The organism is Bacteroidales bacterium (assembly GCA_014860575.1).
GTDB lineage: Bacteria > Bacteroidota > Bacteroidia > Bacteroidales > JAAYJT01 > JAAYJT01.
In genome coordinates this window covers 38,365-64,592 of record JACZJK010000011.1, presented here as the reverse complement: position 1 = coordinate 64,592, position 26,228 = coordinate 38,365, and the positions used below count along the sequence as shown (strand labels likewise).

24 protein-coding genes are annotated in these 26,228 nt (G+C 41.4%); 16 read left to right on the top strand and 8 right to left on the bottom strand.

What is annotated here, in order from left to right:
* Positions 1–43 precede the first annotated feature (43 nt).
* The 8 genes from IH597_02200 to IH597_02165 all read left to right on the top strand — a co-directional run bounded on the left by IH597_02200 (position 44) and on the right by IH597_02165 (position 6,452).
* A complete protein-coding gene (locus tag IH597_02200; GenBank protein ID MBE0661254.1) occupies positions 44–679 on the top strand; it encodes a redox-sensing transcriptional repressor Rex in 636 nt (211 codons plus the stop codon).
* 20 nt (positions 680–699) lie between these two features.
* A complete protein-coding gene (ribF, locus tag IH597_02195; protein MBE0661253.1) occupies positions 700–1,641 on the top strand; it encodes a riboflavin biosynthesis protein RibF in 942 nt (313 codons plus the stop codon).
* A 238-nt stretch (positions 1,642–1,879) separates the two neighbouring features.
* Positions 1,880–2,644 (top strand): MBL fold metallo-hydrolase, encoded by a 765-nt coding sequence (locus tag IH597_02190; protein MBE0661252.1) that lies wholly within the window; start codon positions 1,880–1,882, stop codon positions 2,642–2,644.
* Positions 2,645–2,759: 115 nt separating this feature from the next.
* Positions 2,760–4,190, top strand: coding sequence for a [FeFe] hydrogenase H-cluster radical SAM maturase HydG (gene hydG / locus IH597_02185; protein ID MBE0661251.1), 1,431 nt, complete (start codon positions 2,760–2,762; stop codon positions 4,188–4,190).
* A gap of 70 nt (positions 4,191–4,260) precedes the next feature.
* Entirely contained in the window at positions 4,261–4,518 is a 258-nt protein-coding gene (locus IH597_02180; protein MBE0661250.1) for a hypothetical protein, read from the top strand.
* Between the two features lie 22 nt (positions 4,519–4,540).
* Positions 4,541–4,798, top strand: coding sequence for a hypothetical protein (locus tag IH597_02175; protein MBE0661249.1), 258 nt, complete (start codon positions 4,541–4,543; stop codon positions 4,796–4,798).
* Positions 4,799–4,947: 149 nt separating this feature from the next.
* The gene (locus tag IH597_02170; protein MBE0661248.1) at positions 4,948–5,541 is read left to right on the top strand and encodes a heme-binding protein; all 594 of its coding nucleotides are present in this window, start codon (positions 4,948–4,950) and stop codon (positions 5,539–5,541) included.
* Positions 5,542–5,675: 134 nt separating this feature from the next.
* A complete protein-coding gene (locus tag IH597_02165; protein MBE0661247.1) occupies positions 5,676–6,452 on the top strand; it encodes an SDR family oxidoreductase in 777 nt (258 codons plus the stop codon).
* Positions 6,453–6,457: 5 nt separating this feature from the next.
* On the opposite strand, the gene IH597_02160 is transcribed toward IH597_02165, so the two are convergent.
* Positions 6,458–6,958: a DUF4440 domain-containing protein gene (locus IH597_02160; protein ID MBE0661246.1), complete on the bottom strand. Its 501-nt coding sequence runs from the start codon at positions 6,956–6,958 to the stop codon at positions 6,458–6,460.
* A 207-nt stretch (positions 6,959–7,165) separates the two neighbouring features.
* Here IH597_02160 and IH597_02155 point away from each other — a divergent pair, with 207 nt between their 5' ends.
* The 5 genes from IH597_02155 to IH597_02135 all read left to right on the top strand — a co-directional run bounded on the left by IH597_02155 (position 7,166) and on the right by IH597_02135 (position 13,032).
* Positions 7,166–7,441, top strand: coding sequence for a type B 50S ribosomal protein L31 (locus tag IH597_02155; protein ID MBE0661245.1), 276 nt, complete (start codon positions 7,166–7,168; stop codon positions 7,439–7,441).
* A 101-nt stretch (positions 7,442–7,542) separates the two neighbouring features.
* Positions 7,543–8,730, top strand: a complete 1,188-nt coding sequence (locus tag IH597_02150) for a GlmU family protein (GenBank protein MBE0661244.1) — start codon at positions 7,543–7,545, stop codon at positions 8,728–8,730.
* 124 nt (positions 8,731–8,854) lie between these two features.
* Entirely contained in the window at positions 8,855–11,317 is a 2,463-nt protein-coding gene (gene lon, locus IH597_02145) for an endopeptidase La (protein ID MBE0661243.1), read from the top strand.
* A 37-nt stretch (positions 11,318–11,354) separates the two neighbouring features.
* Positions 11,355–11,933, top strand: coding sequence for an NAD(P)H-dependent oxidoreductase (locus IH597_02140; GenBank protein MBE0661242.1), 579 nt, complete (start codon positions 11,355–11,357; stop codon positions 11,931–11,933).
* A 583-nt stretch (positions 11,934–12,516) separates the two neighbouring features.
* The gene (locus tag IH597_02135) at positions 12,517–13,032 is read left to right on the top strand and encodes a helix-turn-helix transcriptional regulator (GenBank protein ID MBE0661241.1); all 516 of its coding nucleotides are present in this window, start codon (positions 12,517–12,519) and stop codon (positions 13,030–13,032) included.
* A gap of 234 nt (positions 13,033–13,266) precedes the next feature.
* Here the strand turns inward: IH597_02135 and ndk are convergent, their stop codons facing one another.
* The gene (gene ndk, locus IH597_02130; GenBank protein ID MBE0661240.1) at positions 13,267–13,686 is read right to left on the bottom strand and encodes a nucleoside-diphosphate kinase; all 420 of its coding nucleotides are present in this window, start codon (positions 13,684–13,686) and stop codon (positions 13,267–13,269) included.
* 146 nt (positions 13,687–13,832) lie between these two features.
* On the opposite strand from ndk, the gene IH597_02125 reads away from it, so the two are divergent.
* The 3 genes from IH597_02125 to IH597_02115 are packed head-to-tail and all read left to right on the top strand — an operon-like array spanning position 13,833 to position 16,770.
* Entirely contained in the window at positions 13,833–14,885 is a 1,053-nt protein-coding gene (locus IH597_02125; protein MBE0661239.1) for a bifunctional oligoribonuclease/PAP phosphatase NrnA, read from the top strand.
* Between the two features lie 11 nt (positions 14,886–14,896).
* A complete protein-coding gene (locus IH597_02120) occupies positions 14,897–15,430 on the top strand; it encodes an FKBP-type peptidyl-prolyl cis-trans isomerase (GenBank protein MBE0661238.1) in 534 nt (177 codons plus the stop codon).
* Between the two features lie 11 nt (positions 15,431–15,441).
* The gene (locus tag IH597_02115) at positions 15,442–16,770 is read left to right on the top strand and encodes an FKBP-type peptidyl-prolyl cis-trans isomerase (GenBank protein MBE0661237.1); all 1,329 of its coding nucleotides are present in this window, start codon (positions 15,442–15,444) and stop codon (positions 16,768–16,770) included.
* 67 nt (positions 16,771–16,837) lie between these two features.
* Here the strand turns inward: IH597_02115 and IH597_02110 are convergent, their stop codons facing one another.
* The 6 genes from IH597_02110 to dnaE all read right to left on the bottom strand — a co-directional run bounded on the left by IH597_02110 (position 16,838) and on the right by dnaE (position 26,109).
* A complete protein-coding gene (locus tag IH597_02110) occupies positions 16,838–17,212 on the bottom strand; it encodes a response regulator (protein MBE0661236.1) in 375 nt (124 codons plus the stop codon).
* Positions 17,213–17,383: 171 nt separating this feature from the next.
* Positions 17,384–19,414 carry an excinuclease ABC subunit UvrB gene (uvrB, locus tag IH597_02105; GenBank protein ID MBE0661235.1) on the bottom strand — a complete coding sequence of 677 codons (2,031 nt, stop codon included), beginning with the start codon at positions 19,412–19,414 and terminating at the stop codon, positions 17,384–17,386.
* A 346-nt stretch (positions 19,415–19,760) separates the two neighbouring features.
* Positions 19,761–20,888 carry an endonuclease/exonuclease/phosphatase family protein gene (locus IH597_02100; protein ID MBE0661234.1) on the bottom strand — a complete coding sequence of 376 codons (1,128 nt, stop codon included), beginning with the start codon at positions 20,886–20,888 and terminating at the stop codon, positions 19,761–19,763.
* Between the two features lie 343 nt (positions 20,889–21,231).
* Entirely contained in the window at positions 21,232–22,167 is a 936-nt protein-coding gene (locus IH597_02095; GenBank protein MBE0661233.1) for a DUF58 domain-containing protein, read from the bottom strand.
* A gap of 77 nt (positions 22,168–22,244) precedes the next feature.
* Positions 22,245–22,562, bottom strand: coding sequence for a thioredoxin (gene trxA, locus IH597_02090; protein ID MBE0661232.1), 318 nt, complete (start codon positions 22,560–22,562; stop codon positions 22,245–22,247).
* Positions 22,563–22,647: 85 nt separating this feature from the next.
* On the bottom strand, positions 22,648–26,109 hold the full coding sequence (dnaE, locus tag IH597_02085; protein MBE0661231.1) for a DNA polymerase III subunit alpha: 3,462 nt from the start codon (positions 26,107–26,109) through the stop codon (positions 22,648–22,650).
* Positions 26,110–26,228: the final 119 nt, after the last annotated feature.

The window sequence follows — 26,228 nt, the reverse complement described above, 5'->3', positions numbered from 1 at the left end:
CTGGAATTAAGAACCCAATTGGATTAATTAATATTATATTTTGATGATAGCAACCCGTTTACCTGATAAAACAATTGAGCGCCTGAGCCAATACCGCCGCGTATTGCTGGTGCACCTGGGCCAGGGCAAACAACATATATTTTCTCATGAATTGGCTGCCATGCTTCATATAACTCCCGTGCAGGTAAGGCGCGACATTATGTTGATCGCCCATACCGGAACCCTGCGGCGAGGATACGATGTTCGTGAGCTTGTGAATATGATATCCCGGATCATTGATAGCGATACCGGTGCGAAAGTCATTGTAATGGGTGTTGGATTGCTTGGCAGCGCTATTATAAATTATTTTACTGGCAAGCGCTCAAAGCTTACAATCGTTGGCGCTTTTGATATTGATCCCGATAAAGTGAACCGCGTCTACGCCGGCGTTCCCTGTTACCCGGTTGATAAACTCCGTGAGATTATAAAAGCCGAAGATATTGATATTGCCTTACTTACCGTTCCTCCCTCCGAAGCCGTCAACACAACTGAAAGACTAGTAATGGCTGGTATCAAGGGTATCCTAAATTATACATCCACTCCGGTAAATGTTCCTCCCCATGTTTACCTCGAAGAATATGACATGATCACTTCGCTTGAAAAAGTTGCATACTTCGTAAAAAAGAAAAAGTCTAAATAGTACAGGTTCAATAATTTACTATGAATATCTTTACTAATCTGAACCAAACTCTTCCTATTCAGAACGCAGTTGTGACTACCGGATCATTTGATGGTGTGCATATCGGCCATAAAACTATCCTGAACCGCTTAAACGCTATATCCAGGGAGATTGGTGGTGAATCTACGCTGATTACATTCCATCCGCATCCCCGAAAAATCCTGTATCCCGATACCGCTGGCAAAGAGCTTAGGCTGATAAGTTCACAACGCGAAAAAATTGAGTTGCTTCGTAAGGTTGGGCTTCAGAATCTGATCGTTATACCGTTCAGTATTGAGTTCTCAAAAATGAGCTCATTGGATTTTATCAGGAATATTTTAGTGAAGAAATTGCATGCACGAACCGTGGTTATTGGGTTTAATCATCATTTTGGCCATAATCGTGAAGGTGATTTCGAACACCTGCATGAGCTAGGCAAACATTACAATTTTCAAGTGGAAGAAATTCCCCAGCAGGATATTGACAACGAAACCGTAAGTTCTACCAAGATACGTGAAGCTATCAGGGAAGGCCGCATCCAGCGCGCCAACGCCTACCTCGATCATCATTATATCATCATTGGAGAATTGTACCGAACAGCAACCATGCTTGATAAAGCCGGTTTACCAATTTATCGTGTGCAAATTGATGAAGACGTAAAGTTGATTCCCGCCGATGGCGTTTACGCAATCAGTGTAAGCAATATTGGTAAATACTATCGTGGCATGCTCAATGTAGCGAACCCACATCAATTGTCGCAACCGAACGGTCAGGAACTCGTGGTTGAACTGCATTTGTTTGACTGCAACGAAGATCTTTCGGGTCAAACGATGATGATATCATTCCATAAGCGCATGCGCGATGAGATGAATTTTGAAAGCGAAAATCAATTGATAACACAGCTAAACAAGGACAAGCAAGAGATTGATGAACTTATATTTTGAAGACCCAAGCCCCAAATCCCAAAATCCGAGTTGGGTATAGGCCTTCATAAAGAGATTTGTCAGATTGTTATAAATTATTCTTTATTAGTAACTTAACAAGTAAGACTATGGTTCAAACCACAAAAAAGTAGATTCAATTCTTGGGACTTGGAATTTGGGGCTTGAGACTTGGGTCTTTTTATGGGATGAAGCTAAAACACCTAACAATTGCCTAATGACAGCGCATTCAACAAACAGCATGAAAGTAACATTCCTGGGAACCGGTACTTCTATCGGTGTTCCGGTAATAGCTTGCAATTGTGTTGTTTGCAAATCAACTGATTTGCGGGATAAACGGTTCAGAACTTCTGCCATGCTCACAATCAATGGACGCAATATTGTAATTGATTGCGGCCCTGATTTTCGAATCCAGATGCTTCGTCACAATGTTGAAGACATTGACGCCATTGTTTTCACACACGGCCACCGCGACCACATCGCAGGCCTCGATGATATCAGGGCTTTCAACTATATCTTAAATAAAAATATTGACGTTTATGGCTCAGCCGAAGTGCTGGAAGCCATCCGCATTGAGTTTCCCTATATATTCACTGAAACCCGCTTTTTCGGGGCGCCGCAACTTATTACACACCTCATTGATATCAAACCGTTTACAGTCAATGATGTGAAATTCACTCCGGTTGAAGTAATGCACAACAAGCTCAGCGTATTTGGATTCAGAATTGGTGATTTCACCTATATTACTGATGCCAGCTATATACCGGTGGAGGAAATGGTAAAAATGAAAGGAACGAAAATTCTTGTTCTCAATGCCTTGAGAAACTCAAGACATGTATCGCATTTTTCCTTAGAGGAAGCGGTTGAAGTTGTTGAAAAACTGATGCCTGAGCGAACCTATCTCACGCATATCAGTCATTTTTTAGGCTTGCATGAAGAAGTTGAACGCAAACTTCCAGCCCATATTCGCCTTGCACACGATAACCTGGTGATAGATATTGATTAATCAGCAATTGAGACTGCCTTAACCCTTATAATTGCGTAATTTTGCACTCATATAACACATATATGTTTCGATACCCACCGATGGCGGGATTAAAATCTTAAATCATCTCATAAAAATGATATTCCAACCCGAAAAATGCAGCATCAAGGATCAGCGGATGAAACCGTTTATTGATCCTGATGAGATCTGGAACCATATCAACAACACCGTTTCAACTAAGGAACGTGTGCGGGAAGTGATTGCCAAATCTATTGATAAAAACCGCCTTACACTTGAAGAAACCGCTGTGTTGATCAACGCCACCGATCCGGAACTTATTGAAGAAATCAAGCAAGGCGCCCGGTCATTGAAAGAGAAAGTGTATGGAAACCGTATCGTTCTTTTTGCGCCCTTGTATGTTGGCAACAAATGCACCAACAACTGCCAGTATTGCGGGTTCAGGTCAACCAATAAAAAAGTAAAGCGCTCCACACTCGACGATCAGCAATTGGTTCAGGAAGTAGAAGCGCTTGAAGAAAACGGGCAAAAGCGGCTGATTCTCGTCTATGGGGAACATCCCGATTATTCGCCTGAATACATTGCTCATACGGTTCGCATTGTATATGGAGTTAAAAAGGGCAATGGTGAGATCCGCAGGGTCAACATCAACGCCGCCCCCCTTGATATTGACGGTTTTCGGGTAATTAAAGATTCCGGTATAGGTACCTACCAGGTTTTCCAGGAAACCTATCATCCTGAAATTTACAAGCTTTACCATTTGGGTGGTGTTAAAAGGAATTTTGAATACAGGCTCACTTCATTGGACCGTGCCCAGGAAGCAGGTCTTGACGATGTTGGCATTGGCGCACTTTTCGGATTGTACGATTGGCGCTATGAAGTGCTTGGCCTGGTTCGCCACACCAATCATCTTGAAGCTTGCTATAACGTTGGGCCGCACACGATTTCCTTTCCAAGGATACAAAATGCTTCGGCGCTGGATATCAGCAAACAATACATCGTTACTGATGAAGAATTTGTGAGGTTGGTGGCCATACTCAGACTTGCCGTTCCTTACACCGGCATGATCCTTACAGCCCGGGAATCCGCCGCGGTTCGAAGGGAAGTGATGCAATTTGGGGTTTCCCAGATTGATGGCGGAACCAAAATTGAAATCGGCAGCTATGCCGAAAAACTGCATTCACAGGATCTTGATAAAGAGCAATTTCAAATCAACGATACACGTTCATTGAGCGAGATCATTGATGAATTACTGGAGCAGGATTATCTTCCTTCATTTTGCACGGCTTGTTACCGTTTAGGGCGAACCGGCGAGCATTTCATGGAGTTCTCTGTTCCGGGATTCATCAAACGCTTTTGCTCACCCAACGCCATTTTGACCCTGGCCGAGTATCTTGAAGATTATGCCCCTGAAGATACCAGGATAAAAGGATGGGAAGTGATTGAAAAGAATATCAAGCAATTGGAAGAAGGAAATAAAGACCATGTGCATGCTGTTAGGGAACGGGTTGAGAAGATCAAACAGGGCGAAAGAGATCTCTATTTTTGATTTACGATTGACGATTTCAGATTTCGGATTGTGGATTTTCTATGTTAGTTTGACGATAATTCAATAAGAAATGAAAGAAAGCAGAATTTTAGGAATATTGATCAGGGATAGGATCAAAGAAAGCGGACGGACACAAGGTGTTCTTACACAATACGCCCATCTGATCCGCTCGCGTCTTGGATTCCATGAAGTCACCACCGACGTATGCAGCCGCACCGGAATAATGATTTTGCAACTCTCGGGCAAAAGCGAAGAATGGGATTTGTTTCAGCAAGAACTTGAGCAAATAGGTGGAGTTGAAGTGAAGGTGATGAGCTTTGTGTATTGACATTTGATATAAAATAATTGCTATGAAAGAAATACGCGTCCTCGGTCTTTTTATAAATGACCGCCTTGAAGCTGCCAAAGAAGTGCAATCGGCGTTAACAAAATTTGGCTGTTCTATCAAAACCCGTCTGGGATTACACGAAGTTGTTGATAATATGTGCAGTACAAGCGGCCTCATCCTGCTCGAACTTACCGACGACAAGGAAGAGGCGTTAAAGCTTGAAAATGAACTTTTAAAGATTGATGGGGTTCAGGTTGAGAAAATGATTTTCCGAACCTAAGGAGACAATTCATTATACCTAACGGTTTATTCATTTTGTTTCAGCTACGGATATCATTTTTTTCTGAAATTATCCAAAGGATATTATAACCGCTTGAAACAAATGATGCAATTTCTTGTTGTTTACCTTTAAAGCTTAAAAATTAAACAATGAGAACTTCTTTGATTATTACTGGGATACTTATTTTTCTTTTTGTAGCATTTCAGACCTGGGCTTCCATGAGCACTAATAAAACTGAACAATACAGCTATACAATATTACAGGATTTTCAAACTTTTGAGGTTCGGAAATATGAAAGTGCGATCTTTGCCAGAACCAGGATAGATGCTGAAACCTATCGTGCCGGCTCCGGCAATGGCTTTAGAACTCTTGCATCTTACATTTTTGGCGGTAACGAACGCAATGAAAGCATTGCCATGACTTCGCCAGTTGCAATGAGCTGGGGCGAAGGTATGGTGATGGAGTTTATGATGCCATCCAAATACTCACTTGAGAACCTTCCGACCCCAAGCCGTACCGATATAGAGATTTATAAAAAACCGGCTGTAATTATGGCTGGATTAAGTTTTGGCGGATTTACTTCAGACCAGAAAATCCAGGAGAAGATTCAGGAACTCAGGTCTTACCTTGAAAAAGAAAACATTGCGCATACCAGCCATTTTCAGTATTTTGGCTACAATCCGCCTTACCAGATGTTTAACCGGCGCAATGATATCGTGGTTGAATTGATTGGCTGGGAATAAGGAGGATCAGAAATGGTTATGGGTTATCAGTAATCGGTAAACGGCTTTTTGTATTGCGAGCCAATCGCTGTAATATATAATACGATTCCTCATTAAAATAACTTGTTAAAAATATCAAACCTTGAAATTTAGAAATGAACAAAACCGCATTAATCACCGGGGCATCAAGTGGCATCGGGCTTGAACTTGTCAAAATCCATGCCCGCCACGGCGACAATCTTGTGCTTGTTGCCCGTAACAAAGTCAAACTTAATGAGCTGAAAAATGAAATTGAGAAGGCACACAAGGTAACTGTACATTTAATCGTCAAGGACTTATCAGTGAAAGATGCTGCCCTTGAGGTTTTTAACGAAGTTCAGAGTCAGGGTATTTCGATTGACTACCTGATCAACAATGCCGGTTTCGGGCACCTGGGCGCTTTTGTTGGAAATCCGTGGGAAAAGGAAGAACAAATGATACAGTTAAACATTACTGCTTTGGTTCATCTCACAAAACTTTTTCTACCTGAAATGATTGCACGTGAAAGCGGAAAAATCATGAATGTTGGTTCGGTAGCTTCTTTTATGCCCGGCCCGTTCATGGCTGTGTATTATGCTACCAAGGCATTTGTCTTAAGCTTTTCCGAAGCCATCAACAACGAAGTTCGTGATAAAGGAGTTTCAGTTACCGCACTCTGTCCCGGGCCAACAGAATCTGGCTTTCAGGATGTAGCCGATATGAAAGGCATCAAGCTGGTTGAGAAGTTTAAAATGCCCTCATCCAAAGAAGTCGCTGAGTTTGGTTACAAGGCCATGATGAAAGGGAAACCTGTTGCCATTCATGGCGTTTTGAACCGCATGATGGTTGCTTCGCTTCGCATTTCACCAAGAAGTATGGTGGTGAAAAGTGTAAGGTGGATACAAGGAAAATGATTTGTTTATTCTGTAAGATCCTGTATTGACCCGTTGTCAGCAGCCGGTTTATTGAAAAGGAACCCTTTGATCTTCCAGTTTTCATTTTCATCTTTTTGCCAATGGGCAATACTGCGTGCTTTGTAAGTCCAGGCCTCACCTTCATTTGATAACCAGTCAACTGTAAATTCTCCCAGTTCTATAGCATCATCGCCTGTTACAGATACTGATAAGATATTGTGCACATATTTACTGCTTTGGCTACCAGAGAACAAGGTGTTATAAAAAGATTCTATTTCTGATCGTCCTTTCAGGGTTCTGAATTCATCCGGAACGTTATAGCCATCTTCAGAAAAAAATGACGCACAGCCTGCAGCATCCTGGGTTTCCCAATGGTTTATAAATGAGTCCCAGTTGTTTCGTATTGCAAGGGTTGCTTCATGCTTTGTATCAGGTTCAGGAAAGCAGGATGAAATAACAAGTATTGATGATAATAGTAAGGTTCTGATTAGGTGTATAGTTCTCATTTGTCTTTTTTTAGTTATACAGTAATATTTTCAGATTTTAAAACAACGAAAGCTTTAACATGTTTAATTCTGCAATCACCTTGTTTCCCTAACAATTTCAACGAATCTGGCTGAGTTTTATTTGAAAGAATTAATTGCACGCTTTGTTTGTTTGTTTAAAACAAAAGACTTAATTTTGCGCCCTCAAATTCAGATAGGACTAATAATATGAAAAAAGACATTCACCCAAAGGATTATAGGCTTGTAGTATTTAAAGACATCTCTAATGAGTATGCTTTTATGAGCCGTTCAACAGTTCAAACCAGGGAAAGCATTGTTTGGGAAGATGGAAAAGAATATCCACTGGTCAAATTAGAGATATCCCATACATCGCATCCGTTTTATACCGGAAAAATGAAACTTATTGATACAGCCGGTCGCGTGGATAAATTCAGGGCCAGGTATGAAAAACACATGCAAAACCGAAACAAGCAGAACAATTAAGATTCAGGTGTTCATAACTTTTTTATAAATAAGCCCTTTTCTAAGAGGGCTTTTTTAATTTTATCTGTCATAACTTTGACGAACCAAAAATTGATGCTGAAATGAACTATATCTTGTTTGACGATGCCCGCCGAAGTAACTTTCTGCCCTTAACGTTTACCCGCCCACTTGCCGATATCCGCTTTGGAATTCTTACTATCAGGGAGAAATGGGAGAAATTCCTTGGCGTGAAAACATCTTCCCTTACAGAGAATTACCTCCGAAAAAAATTCCCTGTCGTTAAGGAACCTGATAATATACTGATCAATGGCGCAATATGTCCAAATACAGAGTTAATAGCTGAAATCAACAAATTGCAACCCAACCAGGCGCTGATAAAAAATGATATAGTTATTGCCATGCGCCTCACTGAGCAAGAGCTCGAAAAATCCGGAACGAATGAAACAAGCAATGTTACAGAATTTCCAACAGAGGTCAACTTTACAGAACTTTTAAACATTTGGGATATTTTTTCAAAAAATGGCATTGCCATTCAGGCTGATTTTGAATTGATAACAAAAGGCCGCAAATCACAAAAGCTTGGATCAGCTGCACACGTTGTGAATCCTGAGAATATTTTTGTTGAAAAAGGTGCCAATATTGGCTTTGCGGTACTTAACGCCAGCAAAGGACCAGTATACATCGGTGAGAATACTGAAGTTATGGAAGGCAGCTTTATCCGTGGGCCTTTTGCACTGTGCGACAACTCAGTAGTTAAGATTGGCGCCAAGATTTATGGCCCGACCACAATTGGACCTCATTCTAAGGTTGGTGGCGAAGTTAATAACTCGGTCATTTTCGGATATTCTAATAAAGCACATGATGGCTTTTTAGGGCATTCCGTTCTGGGTGAGTGGTGCAATCTTGGGGCAGATACCAATACTTCGAACCTAAAAAACACCTACGATACAATAAGATTGTGGAGTTATGCCGAGCAAACATTTGTTGATACAAGTTTACAATTTTGTGGTCTGATCATGGGCGACCACTCAAAATCAGGAATTAATACAATGTTTAATACAGGCACTGTTGTTGGAGTTAGCTCAAACATTTTTGGAGGCAATTTCCAGCGAAACTTTATATCCTCCTTCGCCTGGGGAGGATATTCCGGCTTTACTACCTTCGATGTAAACAAGGCGATCAAAGTTGCAGAAGCAGTTTACCGCCGAAGAAATATGGAACTCTCTGACATTGACAAAGAACTTCTTAAACACGTTTTTAACATCACTTTTAAGTACCGTAAAATTTGAGTGGTTTAACCCAATCCTATCCTGCCCGATGCTGCTTTTTAAATATCCTGCGCCAAAGGGTCAGCCTATCTGCCCTTTTGACCATTTTAATATCATGGCCAAATTTTTGCTAACATGACATTCTATGTTTGAATCACTGATAATCCCAAAAATTTCTGCTATCTCCGATTTGATTGATGAAGGAACCGATTTAATTCCTTTGCTTTCTGCTGAGGATGAAGAGCAAATGCGTGCCGAAGAAATTCCTGAAATACTACCGATATTACCTTTGAGGAATACGGTATTGTTTCCGGGAGTTGTTATACCACTCACAGTCGGTCGCGATAAATCCATTCAACTGATTAAAGATTTTTACAGGGGCAGCCGAGTTATTGGCGCCGTGGCCCAAAAGAATGCAGCCATTGAGGATCCCGGGTTCTCTGACCTATTTAAGGTGGGAACCGTTGCATACATCATAAAACTGCTTCAAATGCCTGATGGTAACACTACAGCTATCATTCAGGGCAAAAAATGTTTCAGGATGGATGTGCAACTTCAGGATGAACCTTACATAAAAGCAAGGGTTTACCCACACGAACCACAAAAGATGTTCAAAGGAAACAGACAATTCAATGCACTGATCAGTTCCCTCAAAGATCTTTCAATCCAGATTATTCAACAATCGCCCAATATTCCATCCGACGCCGCTTTTGCAATAAAAAATATTGAAAGCCCAAGTTTTCTTGTCAATTTCATTTCTTCGAACCTCAATTCCGAAGTGCTCGAGAAGCAAAAGTTACTTGAATCACTTGACCTAAATGATCGCGCCAACAAGGTGTTGGCAATGCTATCGAAAGAGCTTCAGGAAATTGAACTTAAAAATCAAATTCAGAGCCGCGTTAAAACCGAAATTGACAAGCAACAAAGAGACTACCTGCTGCACCAGCAGTTAAAAACAATTCAGGAAGAATTAGGTGGTTCGCCCAATCAGCAAGAACTAAATGATCTCAAGGTAAAGGCATTAGATAAATTGTGGTCGAAAAATGTTGCTGATATATTTGATAAAGAAATGGCCAAGTTGCAGCGTATGAACCCTGCAGCCATGGAATATTCAATGCAAATGAATTATCTTGAGGTGTTGGTTGACCTGCCCTGGGATGAATGCACCAAGGATTTTTTCGATCTCAAACGTGCCCAAAAAGTACTTGATGAAGATCACTACGGTTTGGAAAAGGTAAAGGAACGCATCATTGAATATCTCGCTGTTCTGAAACTAAAAGGTGATATGAAATCGCCAATCCTTTGTCTTGTTGGTCCTCCAGGCGTCGGAAAAACCTCACTCGGAAAATCAATTGCCAGGGCTATTGGAAGAAAATATGTGCGCATGTCGCTGGGTGGATTAAGAGATGAAGCTGAAATTAGAGGCCACCGGAAAACCTACATTGGTGCTATGCCAGGCAGGGTTATCCAAAGCCTGAAAAAAGTGAAATCTTCCAACCCTGTTTTTGTCCTTGATGAAGTAGATAAAGTAATTGGCCTCAACATTAACGGTGATCCGGCTGCCGCCTTGCTTGAGGTTCTTGATCCTGAGCAGAATCAAGCTTTTCACGATAACTATCTCGACATTGATTATGATCTGTCAAGGGTCATGTTTCTTGCCACGGCAAACACCTTGAGTACAATTCATCCTGCGCTGCGCGATAGGATGGAAGTCATAGAAATCAGCGGGTATTTGCTGGAGGAAAAAATTGAGATCGCAATCAGGCATCTTATCCCAAAGCAATTCAGGGAGCATGGTTTAGATATGAAGAAGCTAAAGTTCTCTAAACCAATTCTTAGTAAAATAATTGAAGATTATACAAGGGAATCCGGGGTCAGAAACCTTGAAAGACTCATTGCCAAAGTTATTCGCAACCGTGCAAGGTTCATCATATCAGATGATGCATACAACGTCCGGCTTACAACCGATGATATCAGCGCAATATTGGGACCCGAACAATACCACATAGAAAAGGATCTGCCGAATAATATCGCAGGTGTCGCAACAGGTCTGGCATGGACTTCAGTTGGGGGCCAGATTCTTTTTGTTGAAGTTAGCCTCAGCAGAGGCAAAGGCAACCTTACACTCACCGGCAGTCTTGGCGATATTATGAAAGAGTCTGCTACAATAGCATATGAATATTTAAAATCGCATTCCCGCGATCTGGACCTCGATAACCGGATTTTTGAGAAATGGAATGTGCATATTCACATCCCAGAAGGCGCAACTCCCAAAGACGGCCCTTCCGCCGGGATTACATTGTTCACTTCTTTGGCTTCGGCCTTTACGCAGCGAAAAATAAAAAGCAAAACAGCATTAACCGGTGAAATTACCCTGCGAGGAAAAGTTTTACCGGTAGGAGGGATCAAAGAAAAAATTCTTGCAGCAAAAAGAGCCAGTATTACCGATATAGTACTCTCAGGTGAGAACCGAAAAGATATTGCCGAGATACCCGCACGTTATATTGAGGGTGTGAACTTTCATTATGTGGACAGCATGATTGATGTCATCGAACATGCACTGCTTAAAAGCAAAGTGAGTAAGCCGCTTGATCTTTCTCAGGAATAAAATTTCACGATCTATTTATGAGTAGACATGAAACTAAATGAAAAAAATACTGATAATACTTGGTCATCCGGTTAAAGACACTTTTAGCGATAAGCTTACGCAAGCTTATATTAAAGGAGCAGAACAATCAGGAGCAGATATCAAATACTTAAAACTGAACCAGCTTCGCTTCGACCCCAATTTTAGCAGCGGTTACCGTGGGAACCAGGAGCTTGAGCCGGATCTTGTTACGGCACAGTCGCTTATAAATTGGTCAGAACACATGGTGTTTTTCTACCCAAACTGGTGGTCAACTTTTCCAGCCCTGCTAAAAGGCTTCATTGATCGTACGTTTCTTCCCGGTTTTGCTTTCAGGTATATCAATGGCAGAAATAAGCCACAGAAATTATTAACGGGCAAGTCTGCACGACTAATTGTTACAATGGATAATTCTCCCTGGTACTATAGGTGGGTTCTCAAACAACCCGGGCATCATGCAATGAAAAAAGGCATTCTCCAGTTTTGTGGAATTAATCCTGTACGGATCACAACCATTGGCCCAATTAAAATCTCAACCAACAGGCAAAGGCAAAAGTGGATCAACCTGATTCAAAAGCTAGGGGAGAAGTTGGTTTAGACATTATTTAACCAATTTTGCCGGAGCACACAGCCAACATTAAAGCTTTCATTTTCCTTTATAGATTATTCTAATGAGATATTGCAGCATTTGCCCGGCTAGCAATATTCAAGCTGGTAGTCATATTTAGACTACTTCTTACAAAAACTGTATCGCAACAAGTTTTGTTACGGATGTTAATCATGGATTACATCTGTAAACCTATTTAACACTTAACTTCTAGTATTGCATCTATGCTTACTAAGTTGCTAGAATATAGTATTATAGGAGGTTTTCATTATTTACATTTGTAATCCAAAAATTGCAGAATTGAGTGATTAGCAACTACTGATTACCTTATAAGCTATATACCAGTGTTTTATATAGATAACCTGAAGTATAAGTATTAGGAATAGCTCCCAACATTCTAGCGCCTTTGTATTCTAAAAGTATGAACATAAATTTATGATAAAGAACATTATACACGAACTATTGATAATTATACTATAATAAATAATGGCAATTATCATGAGTTTACTAATGTCAATTGATTATTTATCGAACTTTATCGAATGTTAGTTATCTTTGTAAACACATTTAAATTTTGGAAATGATTGTTAACAGAATCGAAACATTTTTAGCTGAGACCAAAATGAGTCCTTCGATTTTTGCAGATGCTATCGGCGTGCAGAGGGCAACAATTTCGCATATCCTCTCTGGCCGGAATAATCCAAGTCTTGATTTCGTGCAAAAGGTTTTGTCTCGTTTTCCGAATCTCAATCCTGATTGGATCCTTTCCGGCAAAGGTGAAATTTGGCGTGATGCTGACAATAGTGAAGGATCAGAAGAGATGCCTAAGGTTTTGACCAGAAATACTCAAAGTCAGCAACGAGCATTGTTTGACATTCCAGTGGCAAATAAGACTTCTGATCAAGAAGAAGAAAAGAATATCAGAGTTGATGACACTAAGGTTTCTGCTGGCAGGCGGGTTCTACAAAACATGGTAAAACCTGGTTCACTAAAAACTGAAACACCTGTTAATGAAATCCATAGGAAGAAAATTCAAAAGGTGATTGTATTATATACCGATCAAACTTTTGAAGCCTTCACTGAATTCTAAGTGCCTTAGCCGGTTAATAGATAACAGTTTTTGGAGATCGTAAACCCACATGAATAATTCTTCATGCATAGGCGCATAGCTTTGATTCTAAAGAGCAAAGAGATTGGTATGTGATCACCATAACAAACGTTTCATCCGAAACTCTAAACACTCTAAACTTATAAACACTCTAAACCCTCTAAACTTCTAAACTTTGTTAGTATCTCAGCGAGAAATTTTCTGAATAAAAACAGTCTAAAACCGCTCTATCTTTGAGAAAAAAAAACTGCATTCCCTTTGTGCACTTTCATCGCTATCAGAGCCATGAACAGCATTTTCCCTCACTGATTGGCCATATAGATTGCGGATCGTTCCAGCCGGAGCCTTGCTTGGATCAGTCGGGCCAATTAACCTACGGTATTCCTCAACCGCATTTTCTTTTTCAATAATAGCGACAATGATAGGGCCCGATGACATAAATTCAATAAGTGCTTCGTAAAATGGTTTGCCTTCATGTTCAGCATAAAACTCTGATGCCCTTTGCCTGGAAAGGTGGATGAGTTTCATAGCACTGATCCTGAAGCCATTATCCAGGATAATTGAAATGATGTTTCCAGCCCGGGATGTTTCTACCGCACGGGGTTTAATCATAGTAAGAGTTACATTACCTGCCATAATCCAGGGTTTTAATAAGTGTTAAAGCAGAGAAAATTAGCTAAATGATTTATTTTCAAATAACTTTGCAAGTTTAATAAAAAACTCGCAGAAAACAAACTGGTAATTATTTGCGAACCGTTTTCATAAACATTTTATTATTTCCGATGACCCAAAACCACATATTTGATGTAAAGCCCGGCTTACTTGCCGAAAAGATTGCTAACGCCCAGAACATATTAATTACATCGCATCATAATCCGGATGGTGATGCTATTGGATCTTGTCTTGGGCTCTACCACTACCTCGCCGCCATTGGCAAAAAATCTAAAATAGTTATTCCAAACGCTTTCCCTGAGTTCCTTGCATGGATGAAAGGGGCGGAACGGATCATCGTTTTTGATGAGCATCCCAGTAAAGCTTCAAAGATAATTGAAGCAGCTGACCTGGTTTTTAGTCTTGATTATAATTCATTCAGCCGAACTAAATTTTTTGAAAAGCTGCTGGTTGATTCAAAAGCCTATAAAGTTTTGATTGATCATCATTTGTCGCCCGATGAAGGTTTCGATCATATGATTTCGCGCATTGATGTTTCATCCACAGCTGAGCTAGTTTATGAAACCATCGCCAGCCTGGGTCACGAAAAACTCATAACCAAAGAATTGGCCGAATACTTGTTCGTTGGCATTATGACAGATACCGGTTCCTTTAGCTTTTCTTGCAATTATCCTTCAACCTTTCAGCTGGCCGCAATTTTGGTTCAGAAAGGTGTTGATGCAGAACATGTTCACCAACTTGTATATGATACGTATTCGGAGGATCGGATGCGATTATTGGGTTTTTGCCTCAGTGAAAAACTGGTTATATTGAAAGATTACGGCACCGCCTACATTTCTCTGACCAGGCATGAATTGGAAAATTTTCGATTTCAGCCGGGTGATACAGAAGGTGTAGTAAATTATGCATTGTCAGTTAAAAATATTGTTTTTGCGGTACTGTTTACCGAAAAGGAAGATGGAGTTCGAATGTCTTTCAGATCAAAAGGCGATTTTTCAGTGAATGAATTTGCGCGAACCCATTTTAAAGGTGGCGGTCATAAAAATGCTGCCGGCGCTGATTCTGATCATTCTTTAGACGAAACCATTACCCGTTTCGTTGGATTATTACAAGGCTACAAAGAAAGATTGCAGGAGTGCATTTCTATGGAAGAGGCTCAATAATAATTGTTTCAATGAATAAGACTAAGTTAATTATACTTTTTGCTTTCGTCTTTTTTGCTGTGTCTGCTTTATCATGCAAACAGGGAAATGCACCCAAAGAAGCAGTTGATTCAGAAAAGTTAAAGGAATCATTGATAAAAGCCAATATCATTATATCCCAGGTTGAGGAAGAACAAATTAACGACTTTATCGAACGCTATGGCTGGGAGATGCAAACTACCGGTTCAGGACTTCGGTATATGATTTATGAACCTGGGATTGGCGGGAAAGCTGAAAAAGGCAGGGTCGCAACAATAAACTATACACTGCGTTCAATCAGCGGCGATATTATCTACACTTCTGATATTGGTGTCCCGCTGGAATTTGAAATCGGCAATGGAAATGTTGAAAATGGCCTGGAAGAAGCAATTTTATTGATGCAAGTTGGAGACAAGGCCAAAATTATTTTACCTTCGCACCTTGGTTTTGGATTGGCTGGCGATGATCATAAAATCCAGCCAAAAGCTACCCTGATCTATGATATCGAATTTTTAGCAATCAATTAATTATACATTTTATGAACAGTAAAGTTTTATTTGCAAGCCTGACTGCAGGCATGATAGCAATGTTTTTATCATGCTCTGGAGAATACCCCGGATTTAAGAAAACCGAATCAGGCATTTATTACAAAATTCATGTAGACAATGAACAGGGAGAATTGGCTGAGACCGGCGACATTCTCTCCATGCAAATGATCTACAGGACAGAGGACTCCGTTTTGTTCGACACACAAACGAGCAATCAGCCAATGACACTGCCGCTAATGGAAAAGCAGTATGAAGGTGACATTTATGAAGCACTAGCCACACTTAAAGTGGGGGATAGCGCAACATTTATTCTTGATGCCGAAAACTTTTTTCTTAAAACTGCAGGCATGCCACAATTACCCGAATTTATTACATCGGGAAGCAAATTGTACTTTGATGTAAAGTTGATCACCGCACGCTCTGAGGCTGAAATTGAAACCGAAAAAAATCTTCTGATGGATGAGAGGCTGGGACTTGAACCACAGGAACTTGCTGATTACCTTGCAACCAACGAAATTACTGTCGCACCAACCGAATCAGGTTTATATATTATTGAAAAAGAAAAAGGGAGCGGAGCTTCTTTCAAGATTGGCGATAGAATCAAAGCCCATTTCATCATTTCAACAGTTAACGGTTCACAATTATACTCAACCTATGACCAGGGCCAACCAATGGAAGTTGAGATCGGAAAAGATTTCGACAATGATGGAATAACTGAGGCCATTGAGACAATGAAAAAAGGTACAAAAGCCACCGTAATTGTTCCTTCAAACCTGGCATTTGGCCGGGAAGGAAGAGGTGAAATGGTTCCTCCGTATACTACCATGGTTTATGAAGTTGAAATCACTGAACATACAACACAAGAGCAATATCAAAAACAACAGCAACAAAAAGAATTGGAAATGAAGCAACAAGAAGAAGCGAGCCGTACAGGCGAAAAAGCCAACATTCAGAAGTACATGCAGGATAATAATCTTTCAGGTACTCCTACAGCGAGTGGACTTTATTATATCGAACAGGTAAAAGGCACAGGCGCAAAAGCTGAAGCCGGGAAAAAAGTAACCGTGCATTATACCGGCAGACTTTTAGATGGCAGCAAGTTTGATTCTTCAGTAGACCGTGGCGAACCGTTTGAATTTCAACTTGGCATGGGACAGGTAATCAAAGGCTGGGACGAAGGCGTCGCCATGATGAATGTAGGAAGCAAAGCCTTGCTGATTATTCCTTTTGAGATCGCTTATGGCAGTCGCGCTATGGGCGCTGGAATTCCTGCTTACAGCACACTTGTATTTGAAGTAGAACTTCTGGGAGTCGAATAATTGGGTTTTATGATTATGAATGAGTGGGTTGTTTTCGAAGAAAACAACCCGCTCTTTTTTGTGATCTTTAAATTTTCGAGGCTATTAATCGTTCAATGCTGGAAATCAGTATTGAAATATTCAACGGCTTGCTTAGATATTCAGTTGCCCCCAGACTGAAACACCTGGTTTTTTCTTCAGTGCTTTCCATAGCTGACAGCACAACTACCGGTAAATCCTTATAGTTCTCGCTTGCCCTCACTTTTTCCAGGAACCCGAAACCATCTATAACAGGCATGTTTAGATCGGTAATCACTGCACTCGGTATGTTGCCCTCCTCAAGCCATTCCAGGCCTTCTGCTCCGTTTGCTTTCATGACCACAACGAAACTGCCGGCTAACGCTTTTTCTAAATACATCCTGATGATCTTCTCATCCTCCATTACCAGAATGGTCGGCTTCATAATTTTCAGGGTTTGAACAAGCGACAAATGTAAGTAATAATATCAGTGATAGGAATGTTTCCAGATAAGATACTTGCAAAAGGGCAGTAATCACAAGACTTTACGGATGTATTCGCAATTATATAAATTGATAATCTGAGAATATTACAGAAATAAAAGAATCAGGTCACATCAGTTCTTTTTCTCATTCAGGAGGCGCTGATATTCAAACATTTCATCACGTAAGCGGGCGGCTTCAACAAAATCAAGTTCTTTCACGGCTTTTTCCATGCTTTTGCGTGTGCGCTCGATGGTTTTCTTAAGTTCATCGGCTTTCATGTATTGAACCACCGGATCAGCAGCTACACTTACACCATCATTTTCAGCATAGAATTTACCACTGGTTTTATCGTGCGAACCTGCTACAATTGTTTGCCCAATGATTGAAGCAATATTTTTGTGGATCTGAGTTGGAGTAATATTATTTGCTTCGTTGTACGCAAGCTGCTTTTCCCTTTTTCGGGTTGTTTCTGAGATGGTGCGCTTCATAGAATCGGTCATCTTATCGGCATACATAATTACACGGCTATTAAGGTTGCGTGCTGCGCGTCCAGCCGTTTGGGTCAGGGATCGTTCTGAACGCAGAAAACCTTCCTTATCGGCATCAAGAATCGCTACCAGCGATACCTCGGGTAAGTCAAGGCCTTCGCGCAAAAGGTTCACACCAACAATCACATCAATTTCTCCGGTTCGCAGCTTACGCAGAATTTCAACGCGTTCAAGCGTATCAACATCACTGTGAATGTACATGCACTTAATTTTTAAGCGCGAGAGGTATTTTGTGAGCTCTTCGGCCATGCGTTTTGTGAGCGTTGTGACCAGCGTCCTTTCATTCTTCTCAACACGGATGCGGATTTCTTCAAGCAAATCATCAATCTGGTTCAAACTTGGCCTGACCTCAATTTCCGGATCAAGAAGGCCTGTGGGTCTGATTAATTGTTCAACAACAACGCCTCCGCTTTTCTGCAGTTCAAAATCTGCCGGTGTTGCGCTCACATAAATGGTTTGACCCGTAATCTGTTCAAATTCATCAAACATAAGCGGGCGGTTATCCATGGCTGCCGGTAACCGGAAACCATAATCCACCAACACCTGCTTTCGTGAACGGTCGCCACCATACATCGCCCTGATCTGTGGCATTGTTACGTGGCTTTCGTCAATAATGGTGAGAAAATCTTCCGGAAAATAATCGAGAAGACAAAACGGACGCGAACCGGGATTACGGCCATCAAAGTAGCGGGAATAGTTTTCAATTCCAGGGCAATAACCCAATTCGCGCATCATTTCAAGATCGTAAGTTACACGGTCTTCAAGCCGCTTGGCTTCAAGGCCTCTGCCATTTTCCCTGAAGTAATCAATCTGCTTTCTCAAATCGCGTTGGATTCCTAAAAAGGCTTCTTTCATCTTTTCATGCGAGGTCACAAAAATATTGGCAGGGTAAAGCACCATTGCATCAGGCTTATCAAGCTTATGGCCTTGTTCGGGATGGAAGGTTTCGATGCTTTCCACTTCATCGCCCCAGAAAAACAAACGATAGGCATGATCGGCATAAGCGGGATAAATGTCCAGCGTATCGCCGGTTACCCTGAACTGGCCCCTTAAGAATTCTGTTCCCGAACGTGAGTATAAACTATTCACCAGCCGGTGCAAAAGCATATCGCGGCTAATTACATCTCCAGTCTGGATCTCAATTACGTTACTATAAAAATCCTCAGGATTGCCTATTCCATAAATACATGAGACAGAAGAAACCACAATCACATCCCTGCGTCCGCTCAGCAGCGCAGATGTGGCGCTAAGCCTCAGCTTTTCAATTTCATCGTTGATTGAAAGATCTTTTTCAATATAGGTATTGGTTGAGGGTAAGTAAGCCTCTGGTTGATAATAATCATAGTAAGAAACAAAATACTCCACTTTGTTTTCGGGAAAAAACTGTTTGAATTCCCCATAAAGCTGCGCTGCCAGCGTTTTGTTATGGCTGAGTACAAGTGTCGGCCTTTTAATCAGTTGGATTACATTCGCCACGGTAAAGGTTTTTCCGGAACCGGTAACGCCTAACAGCACCTGGGCCGGATCATCACGTTGAAGGCCTTCAACAAGCTGCCTGATGGCATCTGGCTGATCGCCCGTTGGTTTGAACTCAGCGGTTAATTGGAAATCCATGTTTGCATTTTGGTTGAAAGCAAAATTAAAGGTTATCTGTGGATATTCGCATTGTAAATCCAGTGAAGAAATGGAAATATCAACTGCAGTCAAGAAGGCGGACTAAATACACTTTATCAGATTCGTGTTTTAAATACTTGCTTTTTGAGATTTGACTGCTATGTGGATTCGCTGTTGGCGATACATTATTGTAGAAAGAAGTAACCCAACCAATAAAAATACCTCGTAGAGGTTTCACAAATAAAGATATATTCCTTGTTTTGAAAATATTGTTGCTGACTCCTATAATTGATAATACCAGAACTGACAATTTCTTCTTTCTGATGGAATAGGTTCCCCAAGTAATCTAATACGCCAGATTTGTTACTACCGGATAATGATCCGATAGTTTATCTGGTATTTTGCGGTATGAATGGCTCTTAAAAAAAGGATCGTACAAAATATAATCAATACGAAAAGCCGGCAGGAAACCAATATAAGTGTTTCCAAGTCCATTGCCGCTTTCAACAAAAGCATCTTTCAGGTTCCTGGTAAGTTGATTGTAAGCGTAAGAGGAAGGAGTGTCATTCAGATCAGTGCAAATGATTACCGGATAAGGCGAGTTCTCCACAAGTGTTCTGATCTCTTTTGACTGTGTAGCCCTGAGTGATGATGCAAACCTGATTTTTGAGAAAATCTGCCGGTATTTTGCAACAGTTTCTTCCTGTGTGTCAACCTGGCGGGACAGATCATTGATAAAGAGCCGGTCTTCTTCACTCAGACGAATGGACTCAAAGTGAATATTGAAAACCCTGAAAGTATCAGCTTCTACCACAATGTCAGTGATCACAGCAAAATTGTAGATGTTGTTTGTGAAATTGTGGCTGTCTCGATTGACAATAGGATAACGGCTGAAAGTAGCAATACCATACGATCTGCCTTTTGATTTCACCAATGCAAAGGCCGTGTGGAAATAACGAAGGTCATGTGCAATTGCCAATGAATCAGTTGTATTGAAGTCCGGGGTGAGATCGCTATAAAATTCCTGGAAACAAATGAGATCCGGGCTTTCGTTATCAATCATTTCAAAGATTTGATTCCGCGTTTGCACATTCTCAGTATTTACCCACCTGTAACGATCAAAATACCTGACATTGAACGTCATGACCCTGATGCTGTTGGTTTGCTCGGTTGTTTCTTTATCGCTCGTATAATTAATATATGCCCGAACCTGGTTCCAGCCGGCCAGGATCGCAATGAATGAAATTACGAGCCAAACTTTCAGTTTTAACAGCCAAAAAATAACAAACAATATGTTTATCAGCAGGATGGCCGGATAGGCAAATCCAAGAAAGACCACAGGCCAGAATTTATCAGGCCGGATATAAGGAACCGCGTAGCATGACAGCAACAGGATTACCACCACAATATTTAGAACCAGAAAAATGTAGGAAACGAAACTGGTTTTCTTCTTTATATTTTTCTTATTGGCCAAGCTGAGGGTATTTTGACAAAGATACTATGCTCAACGTTGTGGGAGAATATTAATTCAAAATTACTATTGCGCCCAGGGTTCGAAACTAACTCCCATAGATTCTTTATTTGTGTTGCAGTAATGCAGTAATACTGTTTTGGTTGTTTGTAGTTTGTTGTATTGTTATTTTGCCAACCCGCCTGTCCGCGAGGTACGGTTGTTATGCTGTATTGTAATTTGAATTTAAAGGACTAATAGAGTGATGTATTTGATTGCCAACTACCTATTGCCAACTGCTTACCTACCTTCGGCGAGGCAGGCTCATCCCCGAAGGGCTTTTCTCTTAAACATAGAAATATTGGTTTTAATACAACTTCTCTCTCTTCAGCAAATAAGGCAGCAAAATCTGTCGGAAACCTTTTTTGATATCGGCTTCTACAAAGTCAATTCCATATTGGCCGCAGCGCATTTCAAGTTCGCGGCTGAAACGGCTCATGGTTTTCAGGTATTCTGCTCGAACCTCGCTGGGCAGCAGTTTAATATCATCCCCACTTTCGAGGTCAACAAAATGATAAGGCCGGTTGCTGAACTCAAAATCAACTTCAGTGCTGCGATCCGATGTATGAAAAAGAATTACTTCATGCTTGTTGTGCTTCAGGTGCTGCAGGGCTGAAAAAACAACATCTGGATCGCCCTGGCTTTCCATCATATCGCTGAAAATGACCACCAGCGAACGTTTATGCAAGCTCTCGGCAAGTTGGTGGATCACCCTGGCAGCGTCTGTTGACCGCTTTTCCTTTCGCACATTCTCCTTTAAAAGATTTGCCAGGTATGTAAGCAGGAATTTGTGATGCACTGAACTTGAGCGCGGCGTGATATGGGTTTCAAGCGTATCAGAAAAAATGCTTAAGCCAAAGGCATCGCGCTGTTTTTTTAGCAGGTACAGCAATGCTGCAGCAGCATACACTGAGAAAGTTATCTTATCAGGGCTTTCCGGGCTGGGATCGTCAATAAGAGGGTAATACATTGACGATGAGTTATCAATAATGATATGGCATCGCAGGTTAGTTTCTTCCTCAAATCGTTTCACATAAAGCCGGTCGGTGCGACCATACAACTTCCAGTCAATGTGACGTGTAGGCTCACCGCTGTTATAGAGGCGATGCTCTGCAAACTCAACCGAGAAACCATGAAAAGGACTTTTGTGAAGTCCAATAATAAAACCTTCCACCACCTGACGAGCAATAAGTTCGAGGGGTGCAAACTCCTGTAAACGGCTGGTTTCAATATTGTTTGCCACTTGATTTGGGTAAATAAACAGAGCGGGAGTTACTCATTTGAACATCTCCCGCACAACTGTCATTGAGAATTAATTTTTTACAGAAGCTTTTCGAGTTTTGCAGCAAGAACCGATTTTGGAACCGCACCAACTTGTTTGTCAACAATTTCGCCGTTTTTAAGAAAAAGAACGGTAGGTATGTTGCGAACCCCAAAGCGTGCAGTAGTTTGTGGGTTGTTGTCAACATCGAGCTTGCCGATTACAGCCTTGTCTTTGTATTCTGCTGCCATGTCCTCAATATGCGGGGCGATTAAGCGACAGGGGCCACACCATACAGCCCAAAGATCAATTACTACAGGTTTGTCTGATTTGAGAGCTAACTCTTCAAAATTAGCGTCAGTGAATTCTAATGCCATTGCTGATAATATTTAATTTGAATTTAAAAGAATTGCAAAATTAGGCTTTTATTGTGCATGAGCAGGAAAACATAACAGTTTCCTGTCAATTAAGTTTAAATTTTATGCCCTCTTTGACGGCGATTTCTTTAATGAGATCGGCGCATTCTATTTTAAACTTTGGTGCATTCATGTTGATTGCGAGCCTTTCAGTAGCATCATAAACTTTCAGGGTTACTTTGCAATTCCCTTTATGACGTTTGATCAGTTTATACAAGCGTTCAACCTTATGCTCATCAATGGTATCAAGCGAAAGTTCAAGGGTTACTTCTTTCACGAGTTTATCCAGTACTTCTGCCAGCAGGCAAACAAAACTGATTTTCAATTCCAGCCTGTCTTCCTGCTTGTAATGGGTTTGAAGTTTTCCTTTTAAAAACAAAGCGGTTCCTTCATTTAAAAAGTGTTTGTATTTTAAATAATCTTCTGAGAAAAGCATGACGCTGTATTGATCTTCGAAATCTTCAAGCACAAAGGTTGTAAACGGTTTCCCGTTCTTTGCTATTTTATTCACCACAGAAGTTACGATCCCCGCAAAAGCCAGGTCCTTGTTCTTAACGTAGTTGGCTGAATTTTTCAATTCACCGAGGGTAACATTGCAAAAGGTTTCCACCTCGATGCGGTAATCATCCAGCGGATGCCCCGACATGTAAAAGCCTGTGACATCCTTTTCATTTTTCAACTGTTCAATCTTGGTCCAGGGCTCGCAAGCCGGTATTTCAATGTCGGGCATGAGCACAGCCTGGTCTTCGCCGAAAAGGCTTTGTTGTGCAGCATTGCTGCGGGTTTGAAAGTTCCCTGCATAACGAATAATTTTTTCAAGAAAAATGGTGTCCTCTCCTGGTTCGCGATAAAAATACTGGGCGCGGTGTGCATTTTCAAACGCATCAAAAGCGCCCGCCTGGGCAAGGGCTTCAAAACTTCGGCGGTTCACAGTACGTAGATTCACACGTTTGGCCATGTCAAAAATATCTTTGAACGCACCGTTGGCATTGCGTTCTTCAATAATACTTACCACGGCGTTTTCGCCAACACCTTTAATGGCTGCTAGTCCGAACCGGATTTCTCCCTTATCATTTACAGTGAAATCCTCATTACTTTCATTAATGTCCGGGCCCAGCACCTGTATCTGTTGTCTCCGGCACTCATCAATAAAAAAGGTGATTTTCTTTATATCCGAAAGGTTATGGGTGAGCACAGCCGCCATATATTCAGCCGGGTAGTGTGCTTTCATGTAAGCGGTTTGGAAAGCAATAAGCGAGTAAGCGGCTGCATGTGAACGGTTGAAGCCATAGTTGGCAAAATCCTGCATGATGTTAAACAACTTTTCTGCTTCCTGCGATTCATATCCATTTTCGACTGCTCCGCTTATAAAAGCTTCGCGTAGCTGTGGAACTTCATTATGAATTTTTTTACCCATCACCTTGCGAAGGTGATCAGCAAGACCCAACGTAAAGCCTCCAACTTTTTGGGCAATCTGCATGATTTGTTCCTGGTAAACCATGATGCCATAGGTATAGCTGAGAATATCTTCCAGCACCGGCAACAGATAATTGACTGGCTCCCTGCCGTGTTTGCGCTTAATATAGCTATTGATAAAATCCATCGGGCCCGGGCGGTAGAGAGCGTTCATGGCAATAAGATCCTCAAAATGAGTTGGCTTCAGATCGCGCAGATACATGCGCATGCCTTCCGATTCGAACTGGAAAGTACCAACGGTATCGCCCTTGCGGTATAATTCAAATGTGGGTTCATCATCAAGCGGAATACTATCAATATCTATTTGAACGCCATGCCGCTTTTTGATGTTTTTGATGGCATCTTTCATAATAGAAAGTGTTTTCAGACCCAAAAAGTCCATCTTCAACAAGCCGATGTGTTCAATGATTCCGCCCTCGTATTGGGTTACAGGCAATGTGCTGTCCTTAGCGATGCTGAGCGGTACATAATTGATCAGGTCGTCGGGGCCAATGATCACACCACAGGCATGCGTTCCCGTATGGCGGTTCGAACCTTCCAGTGTAAGTGCGTTTTCAATCGTTTTTCTGATCAATATATTTTCGCTTTTCTGCAGTTCTTTAAGTTCAGGAACCATGCTGATAGCCTGGGCAAGCGTAGTTCCCGGCTTTTCAGGAATCAGCTTGGCAATCCTGTCGGCTTCCGGAAGCGGCAGTTCAAGCATGCGGGCGACATCTCTGATAGCAAGCCTGGCTGCCATCGTGCCAAACGTAATTATTTGAGCAACCCTGGCCTCTCCGTATTTTTCAACAACATATTTGAGTACCTTATCCCTGCCTTCATCATCAAAATCAACATCAATATCAGGCATGCTGACGCGTTCGGGGTTCAGGAAACGTTCAAAAAGGAGATTGTAACGGATAGGATCAATCCTTGTGATATTTAAGCAATAAGAAACAATTGAACCAGCAGCTGAGCCTCGCCCGGGGCCAACAAGTACACCCAGTTCATGGGCTTTAGCAATGAAATCATGTACAATCAGGAAATAGCCGCTATACCCCATTGTTTTAATCATGGCTAGCTCATATTCAATGCGTTCCTTGATTACCGGGGTCAGTTCATCATAAATTCTCCTGGCGCCTTCCCATGAAAGGTGAGCAAGATATTCGTCTTCATCGGTAAAGCCTTCCGGTAAAGGATAGTGGGGGAGAAGCAGTTTTTTGCTTTCAAGTACATAGTCCTCAACCTTGTCCACAATCTCCATTGTATTGCTGATCGCTTCCGGAATTTCCGAAAATATTTCAGCCATCACTTCCGGTGATTTCAGAAATTCCTGTCCGGAATAATGGAGCCCGTGGTCATCGTCGCCATCTTTGCCGGTGTTGAGCTTTATCAGAATCTTGTGTGCCTCAAAATCTTTTTCATTGATAAAGTGTACATCATTTGTTGCAATGAGCTTTACTCCGGTTTGTTTTGAAAGCCTGATCAGAACTTCGTTTACCTTCTTTTGCTCCTCCAGCCCATGATCCATGAGTTCAAGATAATAGTCATCGCCAAAAATCTCTTTATATTCTTCAATCAGGCTCAGGGCTTTTTCTTCGCCTATTTTCATGATTGCCTGTGCAAGTTCGCCACCCAGGCAAGCCGAAGAAGCAATCAGGCCTTTGCTGTGCTGCCGAAGTAATTCCTTATCAATGCGTGGCGTATAATAAAAACCATCAATGAATCCTTTTGAGCAAAGGATTGAAAGGTTGCGGTAGCCTTCCATGTTTTTGGCAAGCAATATCAGGTGATGCCCGCTGCGGTCCTGGCGGCCACGTTTATCGAAACGACTGGTTCGCGAAACATAGATCTCGCAACCAATAATAGGCTTGATCCCCTGCTTGATAGCTTTTTCTGAGAATTCGAGAGTGCCATACATATTCCCATGATCAGTGATAGCGAGGGCTTTCATGCCAAGTTCTGATGCGCGTTTTAGCAAGGCCGGTATAGATGCAGCTCCGTCGAGGATAGAGTATTGTGTATGAACGTGAAGATGAGCAAATTCGGGCATTATCATAATATTTACTTTGGTGACAGGTGTTTCGTAAAAGTACATTTTCTGAACCACCCGCAGTTGAATGTTGATAAATTGTTGAAAAGAGATGTACGTATTTTCGTGCGAACCCAAGG

Bases quoted from the DNA above. Each gene is read 5' to 3' on its own strand.
- IH597_02165 (MBE0661247.1), top strand. From the start codon at position 5,676: ATGAACAAAACCGCATTAATCACCGGGGCATCAAGTGGCATCGGGCTT.
- IH597_02170 (MBE0661248.1), top strand. From the start codon at position 4,948: ATGAGAACTTCTTTGATTATTACTGGGATACTTATTTTTCTTTTTGTA.
- IH597_02155 (MBE0661245.1), top strand. From the start codon at position 7,166: ATGAAAAAAGACATTCACCCAAAGGATTATAGGCTTGTAGTATTTAAA.
- IH597_02110 (MBE0661236.1), bottom strand. From the start codon at position 17,212: ATGAAGCCGACCATTCTGGTAATGGAGGATGAGAAGATCATCAGGATG.
- IH597_02175 (MBE0661249.1), top strand. From the start codon at position 4,541: ATGAAAGAAATACGCGTCCTCGGTCTTTTTATAAATGACCGCCTTGAA.
- IH597_02200 (MBE0661254.1), top strand. From the start codon at position 44: ATGATAGCAACCCGTTTACCTGATAAAACAATTGAGCGCCTGAGCCAA.
- IH597_02150 (MBE0661244.1), top strand. From the start codon at position 7,543: ATGAACTATATCTTGTTTGACGATGCCCGCCGAAGTAACTTTCTGCCC.
- IH597_02125 (MBE0661239.1), top strand. From the start codon at position 13,833: ATGACCCAAAACCACATATTTGATGTAAAGCCCGGCTTACTTGCCGAA.
- IH597_02180 (MBE0661250.1), top strand. From the start codon at position 4,261: ATGAAAGAAAGCAGAATTTTAGGAATATTGATCAGGGATAGGATCAAA.
- dnaE (MBE0661231.1), bottom strand. From the start codon at position 26,109: ATGCCCGAATTTGCTCATCTTCACGTTCATACACAATACTCTATCCTC.
- ndk (MBE0661240.1), bottom strand. From the start codon at position 13,686: ATGGCAGGTAATGTAACTCTTACTATGATTAAACCCCGTGCGGTAGAA.
- IH597_02120 (MBE0661238.1), top strand. From the start codon at position 14,897: ATGAATAAGACTAAGTTAATTATACTTTTTGCTTTCGTCTTTTTTGCT.
- IH597_02160 (MBE0661246.1), bottom strand. From the start codon at position 6,958: ATGAGAACTATACACCTAATCAGAACCTTACTATTATCATCAATACTT.
- IH597_02140 (MBE0661242.1), top strand. From the start codon at position 11,355: ATGAAAAAAATACTGATAATACTTGGTCATCCGGTTAAAGACACTTTT.
- lon (MBE0661243.1), top strand. From the start codon at position 8,855: ATGTTTGAATCACTGATAATCCCAAAAATTTCTGCTATCTCCGATTTG.
- trxA (MBE0661232.1), bottom strand. From the start codon at position 22,562: ATGGCATTAGAATTCACTGACGCTAATTTTGAAGAGTTAGCTCTCAAA.
- hydG (MBE0661251.1), top strand. From the start codon at position 2,760: ATGATATTCCAACCCGAAAAATGCAGCATCAAGGATCAGCGGATGAAA.
- IH597_02115 (MBE0661237.1), top strand. From the start codon at position 15,442: ATGAACAGTAAAGTTTTATTTGCAAGCCTGACTGCAGGCATGATAGCA.
- IH597_02190 (MBE0661252.1), top strand. From the start codon at position 1,880: ATGAAAGTAACATTCCTGGGAACCGGTACTTCTATCGGTGTTCCGGTA.
- uvrB (MBE0661235.1), bottom strand. From the start codon at position 19,414: ATGGATTTCCAATTAACCGCTGAGTTCAAACCAACGGGCGATCAGCCA.
- ribF (MBE0661253.1), top strand. From the start codon at position 700: ATGAATATCTTTACTAATCTGAACCAAACTCTTCCTATTCAGAACGCA.